Annotated in this window: 15 protein-coding genes; 3 read left to right on the top strand and 12 right to left on the bottom strand. The window is 55.0% G+C overall.

The features are described 5' to 3' along the window. Positions 1 to 55 precede the first annotated feature (55 nt). Positions 56 to 631, top strand: coding sequence for a Crp/Fnr family transcriptional regulator (locus tag ACFPMF_RS12510; protein WP_379845221.1), 576 nt, complete (start codon positions 56 to 58; stop codon positions 629 to 631). Positions 632 to 694: 63 nt separating this feature from the next. Beyond that, the gene (locus tag ACFPMF_RS12505) at positions 695 to 1,135 is read left to right on the top strand and encodes a carboxymuconolactone decarboxylase family protein (protein ID WP_379845218.1); all 441 of its coding nucleotides are present in this window, start codon (positions 695 to 697) and stop codon (positions 1,133 to 1,135) included. A 66-nt stretch (positions 1,136 to 1,201) separates the two neighbouring features. Here the strand turns inward: ACFPMF_RS12505 and ACFPMF_RS12500 are convergent, their stop codons facing one another. The 12 genes from ACFPMF_RS12500 to ACFPMF_RS12445 form a co-directional block, all read right to left on the bottom strand. Next, positions 1,202 to 1,771, bottom strand: coding sequence for a hypothetical protein (locus tag ACFPMF_RS12500; RefSeq protein ID WP_379845215.1), 570 nt, complete (start codon positions 1,769 to 1,771; stop codon positions 1,202 to 1,204). Positions 1,772 to 1,873: 102 nt separating this feature from the next. Then, positions 1,874 to 4,300 carry a TonB-dependent receptor domain-containing protein gene (locus ACFPMF_RS12495; RefSeq protein ID WP_379845213.1) on the bottom strand — a complete coding sequence of 809 codons (2,427 nt, stop codon included), beginning with the start codon at positions 4,298 to 4,300 and terminating at the stop codon, positions 1,874 to 1,876. Further along, positions 4,281 to 5,627, bottom strand: a complete 1,347-nt coding sequence (locus ACFPMF_RS12490; protein WP_379845211.1) for an HTTM domain-containing protein — start codon at positions 5,625 to 5,627, stop codon at positions 4,281 to 4,283. Before ACFPMF_RS12490 ends, ACFPMF_RS12495 begins: the two co-directional genes overlap by 20 nt. Then, complete coding sequence (locus tag ACFPMF_RS12485) at positions 5,627 to 6,793, bottom strand: imelysin family protein (protein ID WP_379845208.1); 1,167 nt, start codon at positions 6,791 to 6,793, stop codon at positions 5,627 to 5,629. The genes ACFPMF_RS12490 and ACFPMF_RS12485 overlap by 1 nt, the downstream gene beginning before the upstream one ends. Positions 6,794 to 6,909: 116 nt before the next feature. Then, a complete protein-coding gene (locus ACFPMF_RS12480) occupies positions 6,910 to 8,070 on the bottom strand; it encodes a DUF4856 domain-containing protein (protein WP_379845206.1) in 1,161 nt (386 codons plus the stop codon). Positions 8,071 to 8,264: 194 nt separating this feature from the next. Continuing rightward, the gene (locus ACFPMF_RS12475) at positions 8,265 to 9,473 is read right to left on the bottom strand and encodes an FG-GAP repeat domain-containing protein (protein WP_379845203.1); all 1,209 of its coding nucleotides are present in this window, start codon (positions 9,471 to 9,473) and stop codon (positions 8,265 to 8,267) included. 65 nt (positions 9,474 to 9,538) lie between these two features. Continuing rightward, on the bottom strand, positions 9,539 to 13,084 hold the full coding sequence (locus ACFPMF_RS12470; RefSeq protein WP_379845201.1) for a PVC-type heme-binding CxxCH protein: 3,546 nt from the start codon (positions 13,082 to 13,084) through the stop codon (positions 9,539 to 9,541). Positions 13,085 to 13,250: 166 nt separating this feature from the next. After that, positions 13,251 to 14,600, bottom strand: a complete 1,350-nt coding sequence (locus ACFPMF_RS12465; RefSeq protein ID WP_379845198.1) for a hypothetical protein — start codon at positions 14,598 to 14,600, stop codon at positions 13,251 to 13,253. Further along, a complete protein-coding gene (locus ACFPMF_RS12460) occupies positions 14,581 to 15,156 on the bottom strand; it encodes an RNA polymerase sigma factor (protein WP_379845195.1) in 576 nt (191 codons plus the stop codon). The genes ACFPMF_RS12465 and ACFPMF_RS12460 overlap by 20 nt, the downstream gene beginning before the upstream one ends. A gap of 68 nt (positions 15,157 to 15,224) precedes the next feature. Next, positions 15,225 to 15,749 carry a hypothetical protein gene (locus tag ACFPMF_RS12455; RefSeq protein WP_379845192.1) on the bottom strand — a complete coding sequence of 175 codons (525 nt, stop codon included), beginning with the start codon at positions 15,747 to 15,749 and terminating at the stop codon, positions 15,225 to 15,227. A gap of 86 nt (positions 15,750 to 15,835) precedes the next feature. Next, positions 15,836 to 16,507 carry a hypothetical protein gene (locus tag ACFPMF_RS12450; RefSeq protein WP_379845190.1) on the bottom strand — a complete coding sequence of 224 codons (672 nt, stop codon included), beginning with the start codon at positions 16,505 to 16,507 and terminating at the stop codon, positions 15,836 to 15,838. 101 nt (positions 16,508 to 16,608) lie between these two features. Next, positions 16,609 to 17,673 (bottom strand): sensor histidine kinase, encoded by a 1,065-nt coding sequence (locus ACFPMF_RS12445; RefSeq protein ID WP_379845187.1) that lies wholly within the window; start codon positions 17,671 to 17,673, stop codon positions 16,609 to 16,611. A gap of 217 nt (positions 17,674 to 17,890) precedes the next feature. Between ACFPMF_RS12445 and ACFPMF_RS12440 the strand changes: the two genes are divergently transcribed. Then, entirely contained in the window at positions 17,891 to 19,027 is a 1,137-nt protein-coding gene (locus ACFPMF_RS12440; RefSeq protein WP_379845185.1) for a redoxin family protein, read from the top strand. The last annotated feature ends 386 nt before the right edge of the window (positions 19,028 to 19,413 follow it).

Genomic DNA, 19,413 nt, shown 5'->3' with positions numbered 1-19,413 from the left:
GATCAACCCTGATTTCCTCTGATGAACCCTGTGTAACGAAACGACTCTCCATACCATGGCCGAGCCATTGATCCAGCACCTACGAAAATTCGTAGCCGTAAAAGACGAAGAAATCCCAGCCATCCTGCATTTCTTCCAGGCTAAGTCCTTTAAAAAGAAGGAAAACCTGGTGGAAGAAGGTGACATGGCCCGGTACCATTATTTCGTCCGGAAAGGCTGTTTGCGGTTGTTTTATGTGAACGACAAAGGCGTGGAGCAAACCACCCAGTTTGCAATTGAAAACTGGTGGCTCACGGATTATCTGGCGTTTCAAAGCCGCCAGCCAACCCGTTTTTATATTCAGGCCGTGGAAAATACGGACGTTCTGGCGATTGATCTGCCCGCGCAGGAACAGCTTTTCGAACAATTTCCGCAGATGGAGCGGTATTTCCGATTGATCTACCAGCGCGCTTTCGGCGCGTCACAATGGCGGATCAGGTACCTGTACGACCTGTCGCGGGAAGAATTATATTACCACTTCAGCGATCATTACCCCGAATTTATTCAGCGCATTCCGCAGTTTCTGCTGGCTTCATTTCTTGGATTTACACCCGAATATCTGAGCGAAATCCGGAAGAAGAAGCGTTCTTAAACCGGTTTAAGTTTTTCCCGAAAACCGTTGCCTAGCTTTGTCCCATTGTTAACAGAAAAGACAATGGCAAAGCGAATAAACATTCAAACAACTGAACCTCAGGCCTATAAAGCCATGTTCAGTTTAGAGGGGTATCTACAAACTTCCCAGATTACCAAAGCCCATAAGAATCTGATTAAAATACGGGCGTCGCAAATTAACGGCTGTGCGTTTTGCATCGACATGCACACCAAAGAAGCGCGCAAAGCCGGTGAAACCGAACAGCGCATTTACCTGCTCAATGCCTGGAAAGAAACCAGTTTGTTCACGGAAGAAGAAAAAATCATTCTGGCGCTGACCGAGCAAGTGACGCTGATTCACCAGAACGGCGTATCGGATTCTGTGTATCAACGGGCTGAAGAGACCTTTGGCAAAAACTACCTGGCGCAACTGATTATGGCCATCGTCACCATCAATGCCTGGAACCGGATCGCCATTTCCACCCAACAGGAACCGGGTGCATAAGCCTTTTTAGGCCAATTCCGGGAGCGCGGCCCAACGGATTCAAACCGCTGGGCCGTGCGCCTGCTGTTAACCCGCCAGTGAACCAGCGACCGGTTTTCGGAAAACCAGCCGGATTACACCGTATCCGGCCAGCAGTGCCGTCATAACCAGACTGGCCCATTTCAGATTCGTGAGCACCGAACACAACCCGGCAACGGTCGGCAGCGGATTGGGATACGATTGCAGCAGGGTGACGATGCAGGCATTTTCCAGCAAATCAAGGGCAAAAACCGCCAGCGGAAACACATTAACCAACGGCCCCGAACGCGTTCCGCGTTTACGGAACAGCAACGAGAGAATGGTGCAAAACAGAAACGTATACACGATTGGGTAGATCGTATCGTCGATCAACGTCCCTTGCGTATACACCGCCCGCCCTTCCGGGCCATAAGCGGCCACCATCTGCTGAATCCGGGCCGGATCAAACTGAAACAGCAGTAAATCGATCGGTCCAATTTCGGAGCCGGCGAAGGCATTCAATTGTTTTTCGAGCGGCCCCAGAATGAAAATGGGAATGGGCAGATAAAGCGCAATACCCAGCAACAAGGTTTTCCAGGAAGCGATCCGGTAAAAGAACGCCGAGAGGGAGCGAATCATACGGAGTAAGAGCGAGTAAGGCGATTGATTACCAACAAAAGATGCACAAATAAACATCTTCTACTCTCATTCCCTCAACAGGTATTTAGCAAACGGCTTGGGTTACCACTTGACGCCCACAGTCAGGAAGAAAGCCCGTCCGTCGGAGGGCAAAATGCCGGGACCGGGATAGCCCGTGGCCCGGCGCGTATAGTAAAATTCGTTCGTCAGGTTGTTAACGCTGCCTTCCAGTTTCAGCCAGCGGTAGGTCCACGACAGCGAGAAATCCATGATGTGGTAGGCCGGAATCCGCCCGACCACCGCCGAAAAACCGCCATCGACGGCGTTGGTCGCGTCAGAATACTGGTCGGTCAGGTACGTAAACTGGAACGAGGCTTTCAGGTTGCGGTAGCCCGCGCGCATGCCCGACTTCAGGTTCACCGCCGGAACAAACTCGACTTCGTTGCCCTGCACACCCGGAATCTGGCTTTTGACGTACTCAGACCGAATCAGCGCCACATTCCCGAAAACCGACCACGACCAGCGATCCGAAGGTGGTTGCCACAACCGCAGCAGTTCGGCTTCACCGTACGATTCCAGCCCGACAATCAGCGCCCGCCCCACGTTCGTTCGTTTGCGCAGTACGCGGTCGTTTTCGTCGTAAAACTGCACTTCGCCGATACGGTTTCCGTAGTTGAGCGCAAACAGGCTCAGGTCGTAGTTCAACACCTGATTTTTTTCCCCCCGCACGCCCAGATCCGCTGAAAAACCGCGTTCGTCCTGCAAATCGGGATCGATCACCGCCGACGGGTTGGCAATCCGCATGTCGCTGAAGGTGATCGACCGGTAATTCTGCGAAATGTTACCGTATAACTCCACGGCCGCCGACGGTTTGTAACTCAGCCCCAGACCGGCAATCAGAAAACCGCGCGGGTTGACGCGGTTTTCCTGCGTTTTTGTAATTGTAATGATGTTGCCGGCCAGATCGCGGACGATGTTCCCGTAAAAACCGTCGGCGGTGGTGCGGATGTATTCGTACCGCAAACCGGGCGTGACGGAAAACTTCGAACTGAGGAACAAGACGTTTTCGGCGAATAACGACACATTCCGGTTCGGAAACCGGTAGTCGGATGACATCAGTTGGTCGGGTTCCACAAACGTAAAATCGGCGGTTTTTCCGGTGGGTCCAACGCCCTGCCGGCTGTGGTTAAAACCGTGATAAAACCGGGTGCCAACCAGGAAAACCCCGTCTTTCTGCCCCAATTTGTAGCGATTCAAAAACCGTCCTTCCAGGCCCCAGTTCCGGAAATCGCCCGCAATGAGATCGCGCTCGATGGCTTCGTTGTCGACCGTCGCCACCCGGTTGGGCCGGAAACCGAGTGAATACCGCGACGCCACGACGCCAAAACCAATCAGATTAATCTCGGAGCGGGGGCTCAGTTTCCAGTCGTAATGAAGATTAAAGAGATTCCAGTCCACTTTAAACCAGTTCCGTTCGCGGTTCGACTGCCGTGGATTCTGCCGAAACATCTCATCGCTCAAACCGCCCGGCTGCTGCGCCAAGTAATCCATGTGCGTCACTTCCAACCCAATGCGGGATTCGTCGGTGATCTGGTAATGAATATCCGCGTAGGCGGTTTTGCTGTCGAAATGCGCGTTGGGCCGCCAGCCGTCTGCTTTTTTATACTGGAAAAAGGCGTAATAACTCAGCTTTTTCGCCGTCCCGCTCACGCTATTGAACGAGTTGAAAAAACCGAACGAACCCACGGTTTGCCTTGAAGTTACCTCAAACGTCCGGTCGGTTACGGGCTGGCGCATTTCAAAATTCAGCAGACCGCCAAATTGCGTTCCGTATTGGAGCGAAGCCGCTCCGCGCACAATCTTGATGCGTTTCAGGGCTTCAATGGGCGGGGTATAATAACTTTCGGGATAACCCAGCGCGTCGGCGCTGATGTCGTAACCGTTCTGCCGGACGTTGAAATTGGAGGTCCGGTTGGGGTCGAGGCCCCGCCCGCCAATGCTCAGTTGCAAACCGCCCCCGTCGTTTTCCCAGATGTTCAGACCGGCCACCCGCGCGTACACCTGCCGGGCGTTGTTCGTCGCCAGATTCGCCACCAGATTGTCGGGTAGAATCACCTCCGATTTTTTAGCCGCAAAAATGGCCGTGCCTTCCACTTCCCGCAGCCGCGTCTGCCCGAAACTACCCTGCTGGGCCGTCACGGTCACTTCCCGGAGCGTTTTTTCGGAATTTTCCAGCGTAAACTCCAGCGTCACCGTGCCCGCATCGACGGTAACGTCGGTTTTGAACGGTTTGTGATTCAGGGAAAAAAACTGAAGCTGGTACGTACCGGTTTTCAGATTGGGAACGAAAAAACGCCCCAGGCTGTCGGTCGTAAAAATGGTCCGGGAGCCTTTCAGGTACACGCTGCATCCGTCGATGGGCGCGTTGCTCGTTTTTTCACGAACAATGCCCAGCAATGTGTTTTGGGCCAGACTGACATGCACAAACAGAAGAAAAAAAATAGAAAAACTATAGACCTTTAATTTCATCTCCAAAGGGTAAAATCCACTTTTTAGGCATAAACGAGTCGGTTTCCTGCGCCAGATTGACCGTTGGGTCGATGTACAGCTTGCCCAGCCGCCCGTTCAGGCTGACGTAGGTATCGGCATACACTTTCGGATTCCGGAAACCCTGCCGGGCGTAGTAGTCCCGCAGGTAATGCGCAAACTGAAGGATCATATCCGGCTGCGTGGCCATCATTTTCTCCTGCAAAACCGTCAGGTGCTTTTCATTATTCACGATGGCCTGCCGACCCGCGTCGTCCACGACTGTAAACTGCACGGTCCCCATTTTTTCCATCAGCATCACCCGCCACGAAAACCGGTAGCCCTCTTCCGACCAGAATAACTCGTTCGGATAAAGCAGATAGCGGAACGGGATGATGAGCTGGAAGAAGAAGAAAACCGCCAAAACCGTAAGCTGAATTCTATTCTGCTGCTTGCTGTAAACCAGCGTTTTCCCGCTTACCAGCTCATCCGGAAGACGTAGCAAACTGCGTAGGATGGCCAGGACTCGCTCGTGAAACGTTGCCGGAAAAAAGATCAGCGCGGCCACGATCATGATATACGGAAACATCCCAATCGGGAACAAAACCGCCGTTAACACGTGAAAAACCACCACCGCAGCGTAGGCCAACGGGCGCGTGACGCGGTTGAGCAGCAGAAACGGAATGCTCAGATCGTACAGCATGCCCAGCCAACTGAACGCAAAAGCGGTTTCGCGGTAATTGAACAAAAAACCGATCACCGGCAAATCGTTGCGGCCCGGTAACCAGATCCGGAGTGGCAGGGCCTCCAGCAGCCAGTCGGAATTGAGTTTGGCCAGCCCAGCATACACGTATACGATCCCCATCAGTAACCGCAAACTATCGACCGTCCAGCGAGGAACCCGATCGTAGGCAATCCAGCGGTTTTGGCGCGCATCGACCGAAAAACAAGCGTTGGCGGGCAGGAATAGCAGCAGGAACGCCACCAGACTCACAAAGTAATAATGATTCAGGTAGGTGCTTTTGTCCATCAGCTCGATGTAGGTAAAGCTCAGAAACAAGCCCACCGACGCCAGCCGGTACAACCAGCCCACCGCCACCAGCAACGCGCACAATCCGCAGGTCACAAACAGCAGGTAGGTGTATGGTCCCAGCGGTTTAATAAATTCAAAACCGTAATACGGAAAGAAAAACGACGGTTTGAGGTAGAGTTCCTCAATCCAGCCTTTCGACCAGAACCGCACCACACTGCTGAACAGCATCAGCCCAAACGCCAGCCGAAAAACCGCCAGCGGAGCCGCCGAGGTGTATGTCCGAAAATATGCCCGCATCAGTCGCCATCCGTATCCACGTAGGTGATCGTGATGCTCATGGCCGAGGTCATGTCCACTTTCAGCATCCGGACGGCTCGCTGCATTTCGGTATACACCGCCGTAACGGCCGCGTTATTGGTTTTGACCTCGTCGGACAGATTCGGCTTCAGGGCGTTCAGTTTGGCAGCCGACGCGTCAAACTGCGCGTTGATGACCTCGGCCAGCGATTTGCCGGTCTGGCTGTCTTTGGCGCCCAGCGCATTGAGATAGCTCTTGAAACCGGGTCCTTCCTGACCGGTTTTCACATCTTTCCCGTTGAAGAAATCAACAACGGCCTGGTGGGCGGTTTTCGCCAACGTCAGGGCGAGGTCTTTTTTGTAGAAAGCCTCCACTTTGTCCGGGGCCGGAACGCCATTCGCCATCGCCCCCGACGGTATCCCGAATTTCCCCGAACGGATATAGCGCTCGTAATGCAGCACGTAGCCGTTGACCAGTTTGGAGGTCGAACCGCCCACGTCGATGCCGGTGCTGTTGACAAACTTATCCCGGTAGCCGCCGGTCGTCCAGTCGGTGATCACCGCCGTCAGAACCGTCTTCATCTGATTGGTGATCAGCTTCAGGTAGGCAATCCGTTTGGCCGCGTCGGCAACGGTGGTATACCGCTGGAGAATCGCGTCATCGGTAGCCGCCAGCCCGTTGATCAGGTAATCGATGGCCGGAAAGCCCTGTTTGGGATACGCCGACGGCAAATCTAAAACCACAGAGGGTGCAACGATATTTTCCTCAATACCAGCTGCGTTAGCGGGGTAGATGTTGAAGAAATACCGTAGCGTGCGCGATTCCGCCGGCCCAACATCGAACAATTCGACTTTTTGCCACTCCACATACGCATCCGCCCACGCCTGCCGGAATTCGGTGAGAGTGGTCGGATCAGGTTTGGCCGCAAAAGCGTCCGATTTGGTCAGCATCAGGTCGAACTTCGTCTTGAAATTCGCGTAGCTAGGCAGGATGATGTGGTCGGCCAGGTGGGTCAGCATCGCCTTCCGGTCGGTTCCCACCGGATTCGTCGGATCCGGATCCGGTTTAGGGTCCGGGTCGCCCCCCTCCTTGCTGGACGAACAGGCCCAGACAATCCCCATAAATAGGCAGAGAACCGCGAAGGTTTTCCAGCGTAGATAGATCATGGTATAAAATAGAAGGAACCGGGCAACGCGAAAAGAGCCGCCCGGTGTAACGTGTTGGTTTACGGTATTGGGTTTGGGGAACCGCACCGTAAACCGATTACCATACACTTATTAGGTTACATTTTGAACTTCGTGCGAATGGCCGCTTCGGCCGCATCGATTCTGGTGTTGGTCAGGCCCCAGAAACCATTCGGAGCACCGATCAGACCGGCCAGAATGGTATCGGAAAAAGCTGCATCGCCCCCGTTCAGTTTGGCAAACCGCAGGGAGTAGATGAAGCCCAGCCCTTCACCGATGGCATGCGCCCGGGCCGCATCATTGGTCGCGTTGGTTTTCCATTTGCCCAGATAACCCAGAGCCGCGCCCGCCACCGCTTTTTCCATGGCCGAGCGCAGCAGGGAAGCCTGTGCTTTCAGCGTCGTTGCGTCGTTGTTGACAATAGCCGCCCGGCCTTTCAGCAACGCCTGGTGGATTTTCGGAAAATCTTCTTTGTTGTATTCCCAGAGGTAAGAACCCAGGAAACTTTCACCCGACGAGGTCGCCGTGGCCTTGCCGCCGTAAACCGGGTTGGCCGTCAACAGACCGAAAATCTGATCCCAACTGTGTTCCAGTTCGGTGTATTTTTTACCGGAAACCACTTTCGAGTTATCCAGTGCCAGGTTTTTATCGCTCAGCAGCACATTGCTGATGTAATCCAGTTGCAGACCGCCAATCATCGATTTCTGGATGATCTGCCCCCACTCGATGCCTTTTTCATCCACCAGGTACGTCCCCAGCTTACCCGCTTTGCCTTCCGCAGCGGTGGCTGTGACCGATTTGCTGGCGGTGGCAATAGCCGGGAAAGCCGCTTCCAGCGTAGCTCGCTCTTTTTCGGCATCAGCCGCGGGCAGCGACGACGCGAAGATCGACCGCAGGTTCACGCCCGAGTTGTTCAGAGCCGCATCGGAAAACGGGTTGCCGGTGTTCGACAGCATGTTTTTCAAAACCGTCGCATCCAGCGTAGCCCCCGTGCCTACCGCCGTCCCGTTGTAGGTATTGATGGCCCGGAACATCAGCAGCTGGGTGCTGCCGGGGGTCAGGTCAACGGTTTTGTTCCCACTATTATCCGCAAAAAAGTTTGCGTAAGCCGTGGTATCCGACAATTTGGTGTAGTCAATTCTTGAACGGAGGTTCTCCGGTGGGGTAATGGTTGTCTCATCATCGTTGTTGCAGGCCGTCAGGCTGGCCACGACCAGCAGTACAGGGACAAACCGGGTCAATAAAAAAGATTTAAGCATAACAGGCAGATAAGAAAGTTTCTGCCGTAAATGTAATTACTATTTAGACCGATTATAAAAAGATTAATAAGAATGTTTTTAAATAAAACTCTACAACATTGATTTACAATAGATTACTACTAAAAAATTTATCCATCTCCTTGCCATTGGATGCGGAAAGAGATGGATAATTGAGAATTTGGCGATAAAGCGTACTACTTTTTCTTTTGCTGCACAAAAACGTGAACGCCTTTTTTGTTGCCTACGACAATATCCGGACGCTTATCATTGTTGATGTCTTCGACCGTGACGTGCAGCCCGACGCCCGAGTTATTATCGATTTCATGCGGAATCCAGGACGGATTTTTACCCGGCTGAAACTCAAACCAGTACAAAACCGCCGGATCGTCTTCGCCCGGATCGATCTTGCCATTGTGGGCGTAGTAGCGTTTACCGGTTACCAGATCGGGCTTTTTATCCCCGTTAACATCGACAAGCGCCAGCCCGTGGCTCTGCGAAAAACCCTTGTAAATCTCGTGGGTTGTCCAGGTTGGAGCACCCTGGGCGTCTTTGCCCTGTTCGTGCCACCAGATGCCGTATTTATGCGCCGACGACGTGATGACATCGTTCAGGCCGTCGCCGTTGACGTCGTACACGTACATCTGGGCGCATTCTTCACCCAGCTTGGCGGGATGAAACGTCCAGTGGCCCTGTTTCGGATCGGCGGGGCCTTCCCACCAGCCCGTATGAATCAGTACGTCCAGTTTTTTATCGCCGTTGACGTCGCCCAGCCCCAACCCGTGGGTATACATGTGCGTTCCCGGAATCGTTTCGCCTTTGCTGATGACGGTTTTTTCCCACTCGTCGGTGAAGTTCTTGTCGGGTGCCCGCAGCCAGATGATTTCTTTCGCCGTCGGGTCGTTGCAAACCAGATCCTTCCGCCCGTCGCCATCGACATCCACAAACAGGGGCGATTCGTTCCCGACCGACGGATAGATGGGATGTGCTTTCCAAAAACCGGGCTGATTTTTCGGATTTTCGTGCCAGACGGCCGCTTTGCCGGGAAAATCGATCCGGATTACATCCACCCAGCCGTCTTTGTTGACATCCATCGCGAAGTTCAGGAAGGAGTTGCTGTAGCCCGCGTTGTAAATAAATTTCTGGGGTTTATCGAGTTCGTGGCGCGTCCAGTTGGGCGCTTCAAACCAATAGGCTCCCGAAACAATGTCCTTTTTGCCGTCCTTGTTAACATCCAGAACGGTAGCGCCCTCGGCAATGAATTCGTCAATCAGAACGCTTTTTTTAAAGGGGATATTACTTCCTTTTTTCTCCTTGTTTTGGGCATTGCCAACCAGAGCACCAGCCAGCAAACACCCGAACAGGCACAGTCCTTTTGGGCTCCAAATACCCGGTTTCGTTCCCATGCGTTTCTTTCTTGTTATTGAAAAACATCATCTACCTGGCCATAAAAGCCAAATAGGCCGTAAAGCTACTTGACGCTTAGTAAATAGGCCATCAGGGCGTAAAAGTCCTTTTCGGGAATGGTGTGGCGGAACTGGTCGGGCATCAGCGTGTATTTCGACGCCCTGTATTCCTTCATCTCGCTTTTCGCCACCGAAAACTCTTTCCCGTCCGGGTTCGCAAAGACGATTACCTCGCCCTCGGCCCGGCGGTACAACCCGGTTTGGGTCTGGCCGTTTTTAAGCACGATGTTGTACGTCCGGAATGCTTCCGAAATGCTGCGGTTGGGGTCCAGAATCTTCTCCGTCAGGGCTTTTTGCCCCCAGTTTCCGATGCCGTCCAGCTGCGGCCCCACCAAACCGCCCGTGCCTTTGATCTGGTGGCACATACTGCAATGGGCCAGAAACATGCTCCGACCCGTTTCCGGCGAAAACCGGGCCATCGAAAACCCGACCAGGCGGTTTTGAATCAGTTTTTCCCGCTCTTCGCGCTCGCTGGCACCACTGGCCCGAAAAGCCGCCAGTTGTTGCTGCTGTTCGGCATTGGCCTGAGCGGTCAGACGCTCGCTGACCGCGTTTTCTGACAGCACATCCACGCCCACCTGCTCGTCTTTCAGGGCCGCAATCAGGTGGTTGATGCCCCGCTCCTGACTCGCCAGCACCGCAGCAATGCTTACCTGCAACGGCCGGGCACTGCCCGACAGGCCCTTTTCGAGGGTTTCATAGACCTGGTCGGAGGTGACCGATCCGAGCGCGGTGACCAGTTTCTGCCGCAAAACCGTGGGTTCTGAGCGGTCGGCAAAAACCGTCGCCAGCAGCGTCTGATTCGAAGCGGGGGCCATGTCCATCAGCGCGTCCGCAGCCGCCATCCGTACCCGACTATCCATCCACTTCGCCCGCAAAAGCGTTTGCAAGGCGGGTTCCAGCGCCGTAACCTTGTATTTTCCGGCCAGGTTGGCGGCCGCCACCCGCTGCTCGACCAGGTCGTTCGGGCTTTGGGTCGAAAGGGGCAGGACGGCGGGCTCCAAATTACCGACCCCAATGCTGGCGGTTCGCGAACTATCGACAATTTCCAGGTAGCCCCGCTGTCCCTGGTAGGCCCCGAGCAGCAGGGTCGGGCGGGCAATCTGGTCGTTTTGGGTCATGTTTTTTTTCTGCTGCATCCGGTATTCGGCAACCACCCGCCCCCCGTCGGCCAGCCGGACGCGGACAACATTTTTCGAGACCCCGGTTTTCGAATCGCTGTTCAGCAGGTCATTGTCGTAAACGTTCATCTGCAACGTGGCCGGCAGCACAAAGGGCGTCGAATACAGTTGGGAAACCGGTGCCCGCTGACTCACCAGCATCGGAATGGCCGCAAACCGCTCCGTGGCCAGATCGCCGACCACAAACCAGGTGCCCTGATCGGCGTTTTTCTCCACCGGCCGGATTTTCCAGGTATCCGTGGTTTCCGAAATACCGGACAGAGAGCGTTTGGCCAGCTCAATGCCCCATTCCTTCATCCGGGGCAACTCCGTCGTGCCGCTTTGGGCCAGCCCGCCGAGGAGGGTGCGGTGCAGGATAAACTGCCGGTCGTACGCGTTGGCAAACTTCGTCCGAATTGTCGAAATCAGCTCATCCATTCGGGAAACCGGCAAATACCGGCTGACATGCGCGACGTAATCGGTCAGTTGCGAAACCGGAATCCGGTCGTTGCGCAGTTCGTTCAGGACAAACGCTGCGGCTTCCGGCGCCGGAACGTCGGTCATAGCCCTGGTCAGCAACACCCGCTGCGGATCGGTCCAGGAGCGACCGACCACCTCCGCCAGAACCGCTTTATGACGCAGCGTATTGCGGATCGCCATCAGAGTTGTATACCGCAAATGCGAATCGGTAGCGGGTGTTTTTTCGTACAAACCGATCAATAACGCCAGATCGGATGCGTTCGGAAAACCGCCTAAAACCGCAGCCGCCGTGCGCCGGATGTCTGCATTCGGACTTTGCAACGCCCGGGTCGCCAAAGCATGGTGCGGTTCCGCCAGGGTTTGGCATTCGCCCAACACCCGCAGGGCGTGAATCTGAATCAGGGGATCAGGATGGGTCAGGGCGGTTTTCAGCACCTCGTCGGACAAAGCATCCAGGCGGTTCAGAATCCAGAGCCCCTGCACGTATCGTTTCGGGTCCACGTTTTCGGTGGCCATCATCTGCCGCACCGGTTCCACCGCTTTCGCCTGCCAGACGTCCACCAGCCGGTCGGCAATTTTCATCCGAACGGTCAGTTGCGGGTGATTCAGACCCGCCACCAGTTCCGGCAACGACGCTTTCGACCAGTCTTTCACCGGCAGATTTTCGTGCGGTTTTTTCCCGGTATACGTAATCTTCCAGATGCGGCCACTGGCGCGGTCGCGCCCGGGATGGTTCAGCGCCACTTCGTAATGCCCGATGATCCGGTTGTAAAAATCGGCCACGTACAACGCCCCGTCCGGTCCCACTTTGATGTCCACCGGCCGGAACCACGGATCGTCACTGACCAGAAAATTGGCTTCCCGGTTGGCAATGGGCGTCGAGCCGGTACGCGTGATGGTGTTGCGGTTGATCTGGCAGGTGACCACGTCGCCGTTGAAAAAGCTATGCCGGTATTCTTCCGGAAACTGCAAACCGGTATAATACACCAGCCCCGCGATGGCGGTCGAACCCAGCTCGTAACTCATCATTTCCGGCGCAAAACCGGTGGCCGGGGCTTTCTTGCCAAAGTGCGGGTATTCGCCCCCCCGAATCAACTGATAAATCGGTTTGGAATGGCAATCAACCGAATACAGGTACCCCAGCTCATCGAAGGCGTACCCGAACGGATTCACCCGCCCGAAGGTGGTTTGCTCAACCCGGCTGCCATCCGGCCGAAACCGAAAGGTGTTGCCCGACACCATCGTAATCAAGTCGCCGTCCGTTCCGGCAATGCTGGAGGTGTTGGTAAACCCGTGACAGGCATACACCCAGCCGTCGAATCCCCGAATCAGGTTGTTGACCATTCCATGCGTGTCGCGGTACCCAAATGGTCCCAGCAGTACCTTCGACTCGTCGGCCACGCCATCGTTGTTGGTATCCCGGTAATGCGTCAGATTCGGGATGCTGTAGGCAATAGCACCGTCGGTCGTCGGCAAGACGCCGATGGGAATGTTAAGTTGGTTGTCGAAGGGTGTAAACCGGTCGGCTTTGCCGTCGCCGTCGGTATCTTCCAGAATGGTGATGCGGTCTTTGCCGTTACCGGGATCGGCGGGCAGCGGATATTCCGACGACTGCGTGACCCACAGACGGCCGCGGTCGTCGAACTCCATGTTCATGGGTTTGGTGATATCCGGTTCGGACGCAAACAGCGTCACTTCGAACCCTTCCGGCAGGTGGAATGCCCGGCGCTCTTCCTCCGGGGTCCGGAATTGGGTAGTCCGGACATTCTCACCGAATCGGGCGCGACCATTGTTCTGGTTATGGGTCGATTGCGGAGATTTGCAACCGTGTACCCCGACCAGAAAGACCGCCGTACAACAGAGAAGCAACTTATTGGTTAACACCATTTTCGGCTCGTAAAAACAGTTCATGGGGCGTAGGAATCGCGTAAATGCTCCGGAAACATAATCGGCACGAAAACCGCACCGGTTTGCTCAAGTACTGCCTTAAGCGACGGAGACAAACGATCTACTCTACCCCAATCTTACTTACGAAAGTTTGGCCGAAAATATTTTGAGGGAGGCCCGATAAAGCCGGTCAGCGCCCCGACTGAAAGCCCAGCCGCAGGTTGATTCCGCCCGAGCCGAGCAGCAGATTTTCCCGCGTAAACGGCCCGATCGGGTACTTCAGATACGGTTCCGCCGAAAGCCGGAACCGGTCGTTGAGCCGCCGTTCAATGCCCACCGAAAAATTGGCGATCCGGCCCCAGTACATTTTCTGAAAACCGGGTTGCGAGCGGTTGACGGTTTCCTGCGCATTGACGTACTGCGTCACGGCCTGCTCCTGCCCGTTGGTACCCACCACCATGACCGTTACCGCCTTCAGGTGCTGGTACGTTTCGGCGGAACGCTCGTTCAGGAAGGCTACCGACGACAACCCGGCTTCGGCGTAAAAACCGGTTTTAGCAGCGTAGAATGGGCGAAACCGGATGTTCACCGGCCAATCGACCGTCACCAGCCGCGTGTCGGTGGCAATCAGCGTCGGGACGGTTCCGAACGGAATCTGGTTCGACTTTGTACCCCATTTTTGCTGTGCCACCGACAACCCGGTCGAGACACTGAACCGGCGGGTTAGGGGAATCTCGGAATACAGCCCTCCGCCCAGCGCCGGAGTGGCGCCGGATTTTGAAACCGACTGCGGAGCCAGGCTGATGCCCAGCACCGGTTGGGTCGCCGTTTTCGGCGGATCTATTTTCGCCAGCGTCCCCGCGCCCGGCCGGGCGGGCAGCGGTAAGCCCAGCGGCCGTTGTACCCAGCGATAAGGAGCACGGCTGCGCGAAGCAATGCGTTCGAACGAAGCGGGGAAGACTGTGGTTTCGAATCGAGGTTCGGGGACGGTTTTGTTCTGCGAAAGGGAAGTTTCCGGCGTCCCTGGTTTCCCCAAACCGGCTTCCGGCGCTAGCTCGGTTGTGGAGTGAATAGTCGGCAAACTGGCTGCGGGCCGATTTGCCGACGGCTTGGACAGTGTGATTTGGGGGGGCGGCAAGGTGGTTTTCCCGGCGATTGTTGCGTTCGGGGCAAAGGAGTCTGCCCCGGTTTTTTCGCGCGGAGCCGCGACCGAAACCGGCTGCCCCGGTTTCGGTCGCGGCTCCGCGCGGTTGGGGACCAGCGGTGAGTCGGGCGTTTCCGCCACCCGACCGGTTTGGGATTGATACGCGGATTCTATCCCCTCCGGCTGCGTTGTGTAAAGCCAGATCGGTACCCCCAGTACGCCCAGCAACAGACAGGCCGCTACCGCATACCGGAACCAGACCACCGGCATGCGGTGGTCGCGTTGGCGCCGAAGCCGCTGAAATTCCTCCCACGACCCCGGTTCGTACGGCAGCTCATGCCGCCGTACGGTTTTCCGGATGTGCTCGGTCAGCCTTTTATGGATAGAATCGTTCATTGTGGTTCGGGAAATAACGTTTCACTAAACGGGCCAGCTTCTCTTTGGCCCGCGCCAGGTACACCCGCGACGAACTGACCGACAGCTTGAGTTGCCGGGCAATTTCTTCATGCGAATAGCCTTCTATTTCGTAGAGATTAAAGACCACCCGGTAGGTGTCGGGCAGGTGTTGCAGCAGCCCCAGAATGTCGTCCGCCGTGAGTTGGCTGATGACCGAATCTTCCAGTGTAACCGGCTCCAGATCGGCCTGATCGATTTCGACCGTGCGGCTGTATCTGGCCATCCGCCGGTATTGATCGAGGGCAGTATTGACCACAATCCGGCGCAGCCAGCCCCGAAACGTTTCGTTGAACGCATACCGGTCGATCCGATCGAATACCTTCATGAAACTATCATTGACCACACTGGCGGCTTCCTGCCGACCGGGGTGGTAGCGGAGGGCAATAGCCATGGTAAACCCGTAAAAATGCTTGTAAAACATTTCCTGGTGCTGCGGGCTGCCTTGCTGGCATCCTTCGATGAGCCGTCGTTCAAAAGGAGTACAATCGGGTGCCATGCCACTGGCTACGGGCGATAAAAAGAGCGGTGGGCCACTGACCCACCGCTCCCCTTGTGCGTGTCAATTTATTGGTTGGAAACATTGCCGTTCGGGTCGAGCGTCGTGTCCTGCACCTTCGACCCGTTGTAAACGACAAAGGTTGTATTGGCGTGATCGCCTTCGCCAACCACCTGGGTAATATCGATTTTGAGCGTGTGCTCCCGGTCGGTCGGACAGCCCGATACCTCGCCGGTTTCGTGCAGTAAGGCCAGGTGAATAGTCGGCGGGTAAATCATGATTTCGACCCCGTTCCAGACCGCCTTGAACGATTCGGGCGAGCAACCGCCTTTTACTTTTACGGTCAGGATGTTGCCGTCGCGGCTGACGTCTTCGATCGTGAACGGAACGTTTTCGGCTTTGGTCCGGGCGTTCATGGCCCGGTTGTATTCTTCCGGACTTTTGAGGAAAGGCGTCAGATTTTTGTCCGAGGGCGCCGGGTCGTTGCCCGAATCCTGCTGACAGGCGCTCAGGGCGGCCAGCAATACAAAGCTCAAAACGGCGGTAATTTTACGGTACTTCAGGAAGCTGGATAAAAAGACATTCGTTTTCATGGAGTGAATCAGTGAGGTTACACCCCCATGACGCACCGCACTGCCCGAACGCTACAGCGTTTCGTAACTTTTTCACCCAACCGCCTTTAGTTCATCGGAGTACCGACCACACAGGTCTGGTTGTATGCTTCCACAATCTCGCCGAAGCGGTTCCAGTCCCGGCGCGTAGCGGCCGGAAACTGCCGCACAAAAGCCGGGCAATCGCCAAAAAGCGCTTCGTGTTCGTCGTCGATCGTGCCTTTTTTGACAAGGCGGGCGTTGGTCCGGTCTTTCACGACCACAAAGCTGAGGTCTCTCGGATTCGTGCCGATCGTGAAATTGCCGAAGGTGAACTCCGAATTCTTTTTCCAGCCGTTGGCATCGAAGTACAGGGTGATTTTGCCGGGATGGCTCAGTCGTTCGAGCAGGGCGGTTTTGCCGTTGCTGCGCGGATTTGGCACCCGTTCGAACACCACCTGTTCGCGCTCGCGGGGAATGGCTCCGGTGCTGTAGGCAAATTTGGGTATATCCTGGGCTACCAGCCGGAGCTTGTCGCCTTTGAACGAAATTTTCTTGTCGTCCTGAGTCCGCACGGCCACACTGCCGGGGGCATCGTTTACCATCATGCTCACCCGGACTTTTCCGCGAACGGTATCGTTTTCCATCGTAACCACATAGCCGTCGGTCCACGACGTGATCGCGCCCAGCGGCAGGTATTGGGCCATCGCGGCCACGGGGCTCATCAGAGCCAGAAGCAAACTCATTTTCAGCATCTTCATCGTTTTTGTTGTTTATGTTTACAGTATTCCGTATACGGTTTTCGATACTCGGTGGGTTGCCGTATTGATGCTCCTGCGAACCTCACCATATACCGGTTCGGCTACTTCCGCAGCAGCGGGACAGTTACCCGAAACTCGGCACCGTCGTCGCTGATGACCAGGGGGCGTAACCCCAGCCGCTGAAACCGGTCGGTCAACGACCCCAGGCCAATGGGCATGGCCGCCACCCGCAGCGGTTTTCGCTGGATCGAATTAATGACCTGCAATTGCCCGTCAGCGGTGGTTTGAATGCGCAATTGCAGCGGTTTTTCGGGTAAAATGATGTTGTACCGAATCGCGTTTTCGACCAGCGTTTGCAGCGTCAGCGGGGGCAGCCAATCGTCCAGAAACGGCTCATCGACCTGTATAGCGAACGAAATGGCCGACCCGAACCGCGTCTGGATCAGAAACCGGTATGACCGGATAAAATCCACTTCGCTCCGCAGCAACGTCAGCTCCCGATCCCCTTCCTGAAGCAGATACCGGTACACGCTGGCCAGTTCGTCCAGAAACTCCCCGGCCTGTTTCTTATCTTCCGTAATGAGCGACGACAGCGAGTTCAGCGAATTGAACAGAAAATGCGGATTCACCTGATTCTTCAGGCTGTCATACTGGCTCTGCAAGGTCGCTTTTTTCAGGGTTTCCGCTTCCAGAATGGCTTCCCGGTTTTTCTGCAGATAATACATACTCTCGTAAATCGCGCCCACCAGAAAAGCAAACAACAGCGCCATCCCGATGTGCATCAGGTAGACGCGCGGAAACTCAGGTTCCTGCATCAGCCCGGTCAGATCAAAAAACCGGATGCTCCAGGTTTCCAGAATCTGCATCGGAATGATAAATACCGAATACCCCAGGAACGTAACCAGCAGCCGTTGCCGGAACTCCTCCCGCGCTATATACCAGGTCCGCACCTTCAACACCCACCACCGCAGCAGTTGCCACGCCAGTCCGGTCGAAACCACGCCCGCCAGAAACGTCTGGGCAAACAACCGCCCATCGTAGCCGTATTCGTTCAGGTAAAAGAAAACGAACGGCAATACCGCCATCGGAACCCCAATGATTTGCAGCCATTTGTCGTTAACGGGCTCGGGGCCGCCGACCCAAGTCGGTTGTTCCTGTTTGTTCACAAAATCGGATGGATCCTTTGCTGGGTTAGTGGATTAATACGGGCGTCAACCCGGCGCTAAAAGTAGTATGCGAACCGGCCGTTTCAAAAGCCGGTTCGGTTGAATCCGCATTTTTGATGGCCAAACCGTAAGAAAACCGTACGGATTTTCCCATTCCGGCAATCTTTCATTATTTTCAGCTTTTATAAAAGTATTCCTACACCAAGTCTCTATTCCTATGATTACCAACCCTTTGACCCAAACCTTCCGGCGCGTTACCGGCCTCCTGGTGCTGGTGGCCAGCCTGGCTTTTCTGCCGCCGGCAGATCATAAAACACTGGAAATCGGCGCATCGGCCCCGGATTTCTCGCTGCCCGGTATCGACGGCAAAACGTATACCCTGAAGAGTTTCGCCGGATCGCCCGCCCTGGTCATGGTTTTTAGTTGCAACCACTGCCCCACCGCCCAGGCGTACGAAGACCGGCTGATTCAGCTGGTGAAGGATTACAAACCGAAGCAGGTCAACTTCGTGGTCATTTCACCCAATAACCCGACAACCGTGAGCCTGGCCGAACTGGGCTATACCGACCTCAGCGACAGTTTCGAGGAAATGAAAATCCGGGCCAAAGCGAAGGGGTATAATTTCCCGTACCTCTACGACGGTGACACGCAGGCCACGGCCCAGAAGTACGGACCGGTGGCCACGCCCCATGTTTTTATTTTCGACAAAGACCGCAAACTGCAATACGCCGGGCGGTTCGATGCGAAGGAAAAACCGGGAACTGGCAATGCCGAAGATGCGCGCGCGGCCCTGGATGCAGTTTTAGCGGGTCAGAAAGTAGCCGTGCCCACCACCAAAACGTTCGGCTGTTCGGTCAAATGGATGGAAAAGGAAGATTACATCAAAAAGCAGCAGGCCGAGTGGGCGAAGCGCCCGGTTTCGCTTGACGATATAGACGCGGAAGGGCTGAAAAAATTGCTCAAAAACGATTCCGATAAACTGCGGCTGATCAACGTCTGGGCGACCTGGTGCGGCCCCTGCGTGCAGGAGTTCCCCGACTTTATCAGCATCGACCGGATGTACCGTGAGCGGGATTTTGAGTTCATTTCGGTGTCGGCCGACAAACCGGATAAAAAAGCGAAGGCCCTGGAATTTCTGAAAAAGAAAGAAGCATCCAACAAAAATTACATTTTCAGCCAGGAGGATAAATACGCGCTGATCGAAGCCATTGACCCGAAATGGCAGGGCGCTTTGCCCTATACGGTTCTGGTGGAACCGGGTGGCAAGATTGTGTACAGCCAGCAGGGCACCATTGACGTGCTGGAAATGAAACGCCGGATTGTCGAAAACCGGCTGATCGGGCGGTATTATTAAGGAGTTGGACTTATATGCTGGATATCGGATGCTAGATGCTAGATGGTTGGATGCAGGATGCTAAACTTTTGGTTATCAGTATCCAATTATCCAGCATCTAGCATCCAGCATCCAACCATCCAGCATCCAGTTGCTACTTCCAGAGCAGGCATCCACCAACGGCAGATTGAAGTCGCTTACTGTGCTTTTCACGGCCTGAGATAAGTCTCATTCGCTAGGCTGAACTCCGGAAAGGCCGCCAACGTATATCCCAAAACGTTCTCCAAACCATGCCGGCGTCTTGCGGATCGGCCTGGACCACCCTCCTCCATCGTTTACGCAACCCAGCAATAAGTCGTTCTCCCTGAAAATCAACCTTCTATATTTTATTATCTAATTCACATAGG

This window comes from Larkinella bovis (assembly GCF_042655385.1).
Taxonomy (GTDB): domain Bacteria; phylum Bacteroidota; class Bacteroidia; order Cytophagales; family Spirosomataceae; genus Larkinella; species Larkinella bovis.
The sequence above is the reverse complement of the archived record's forward strand: the minus strand, read 5'-3'. Positions and strand labels throughout refer to the sequence as shown.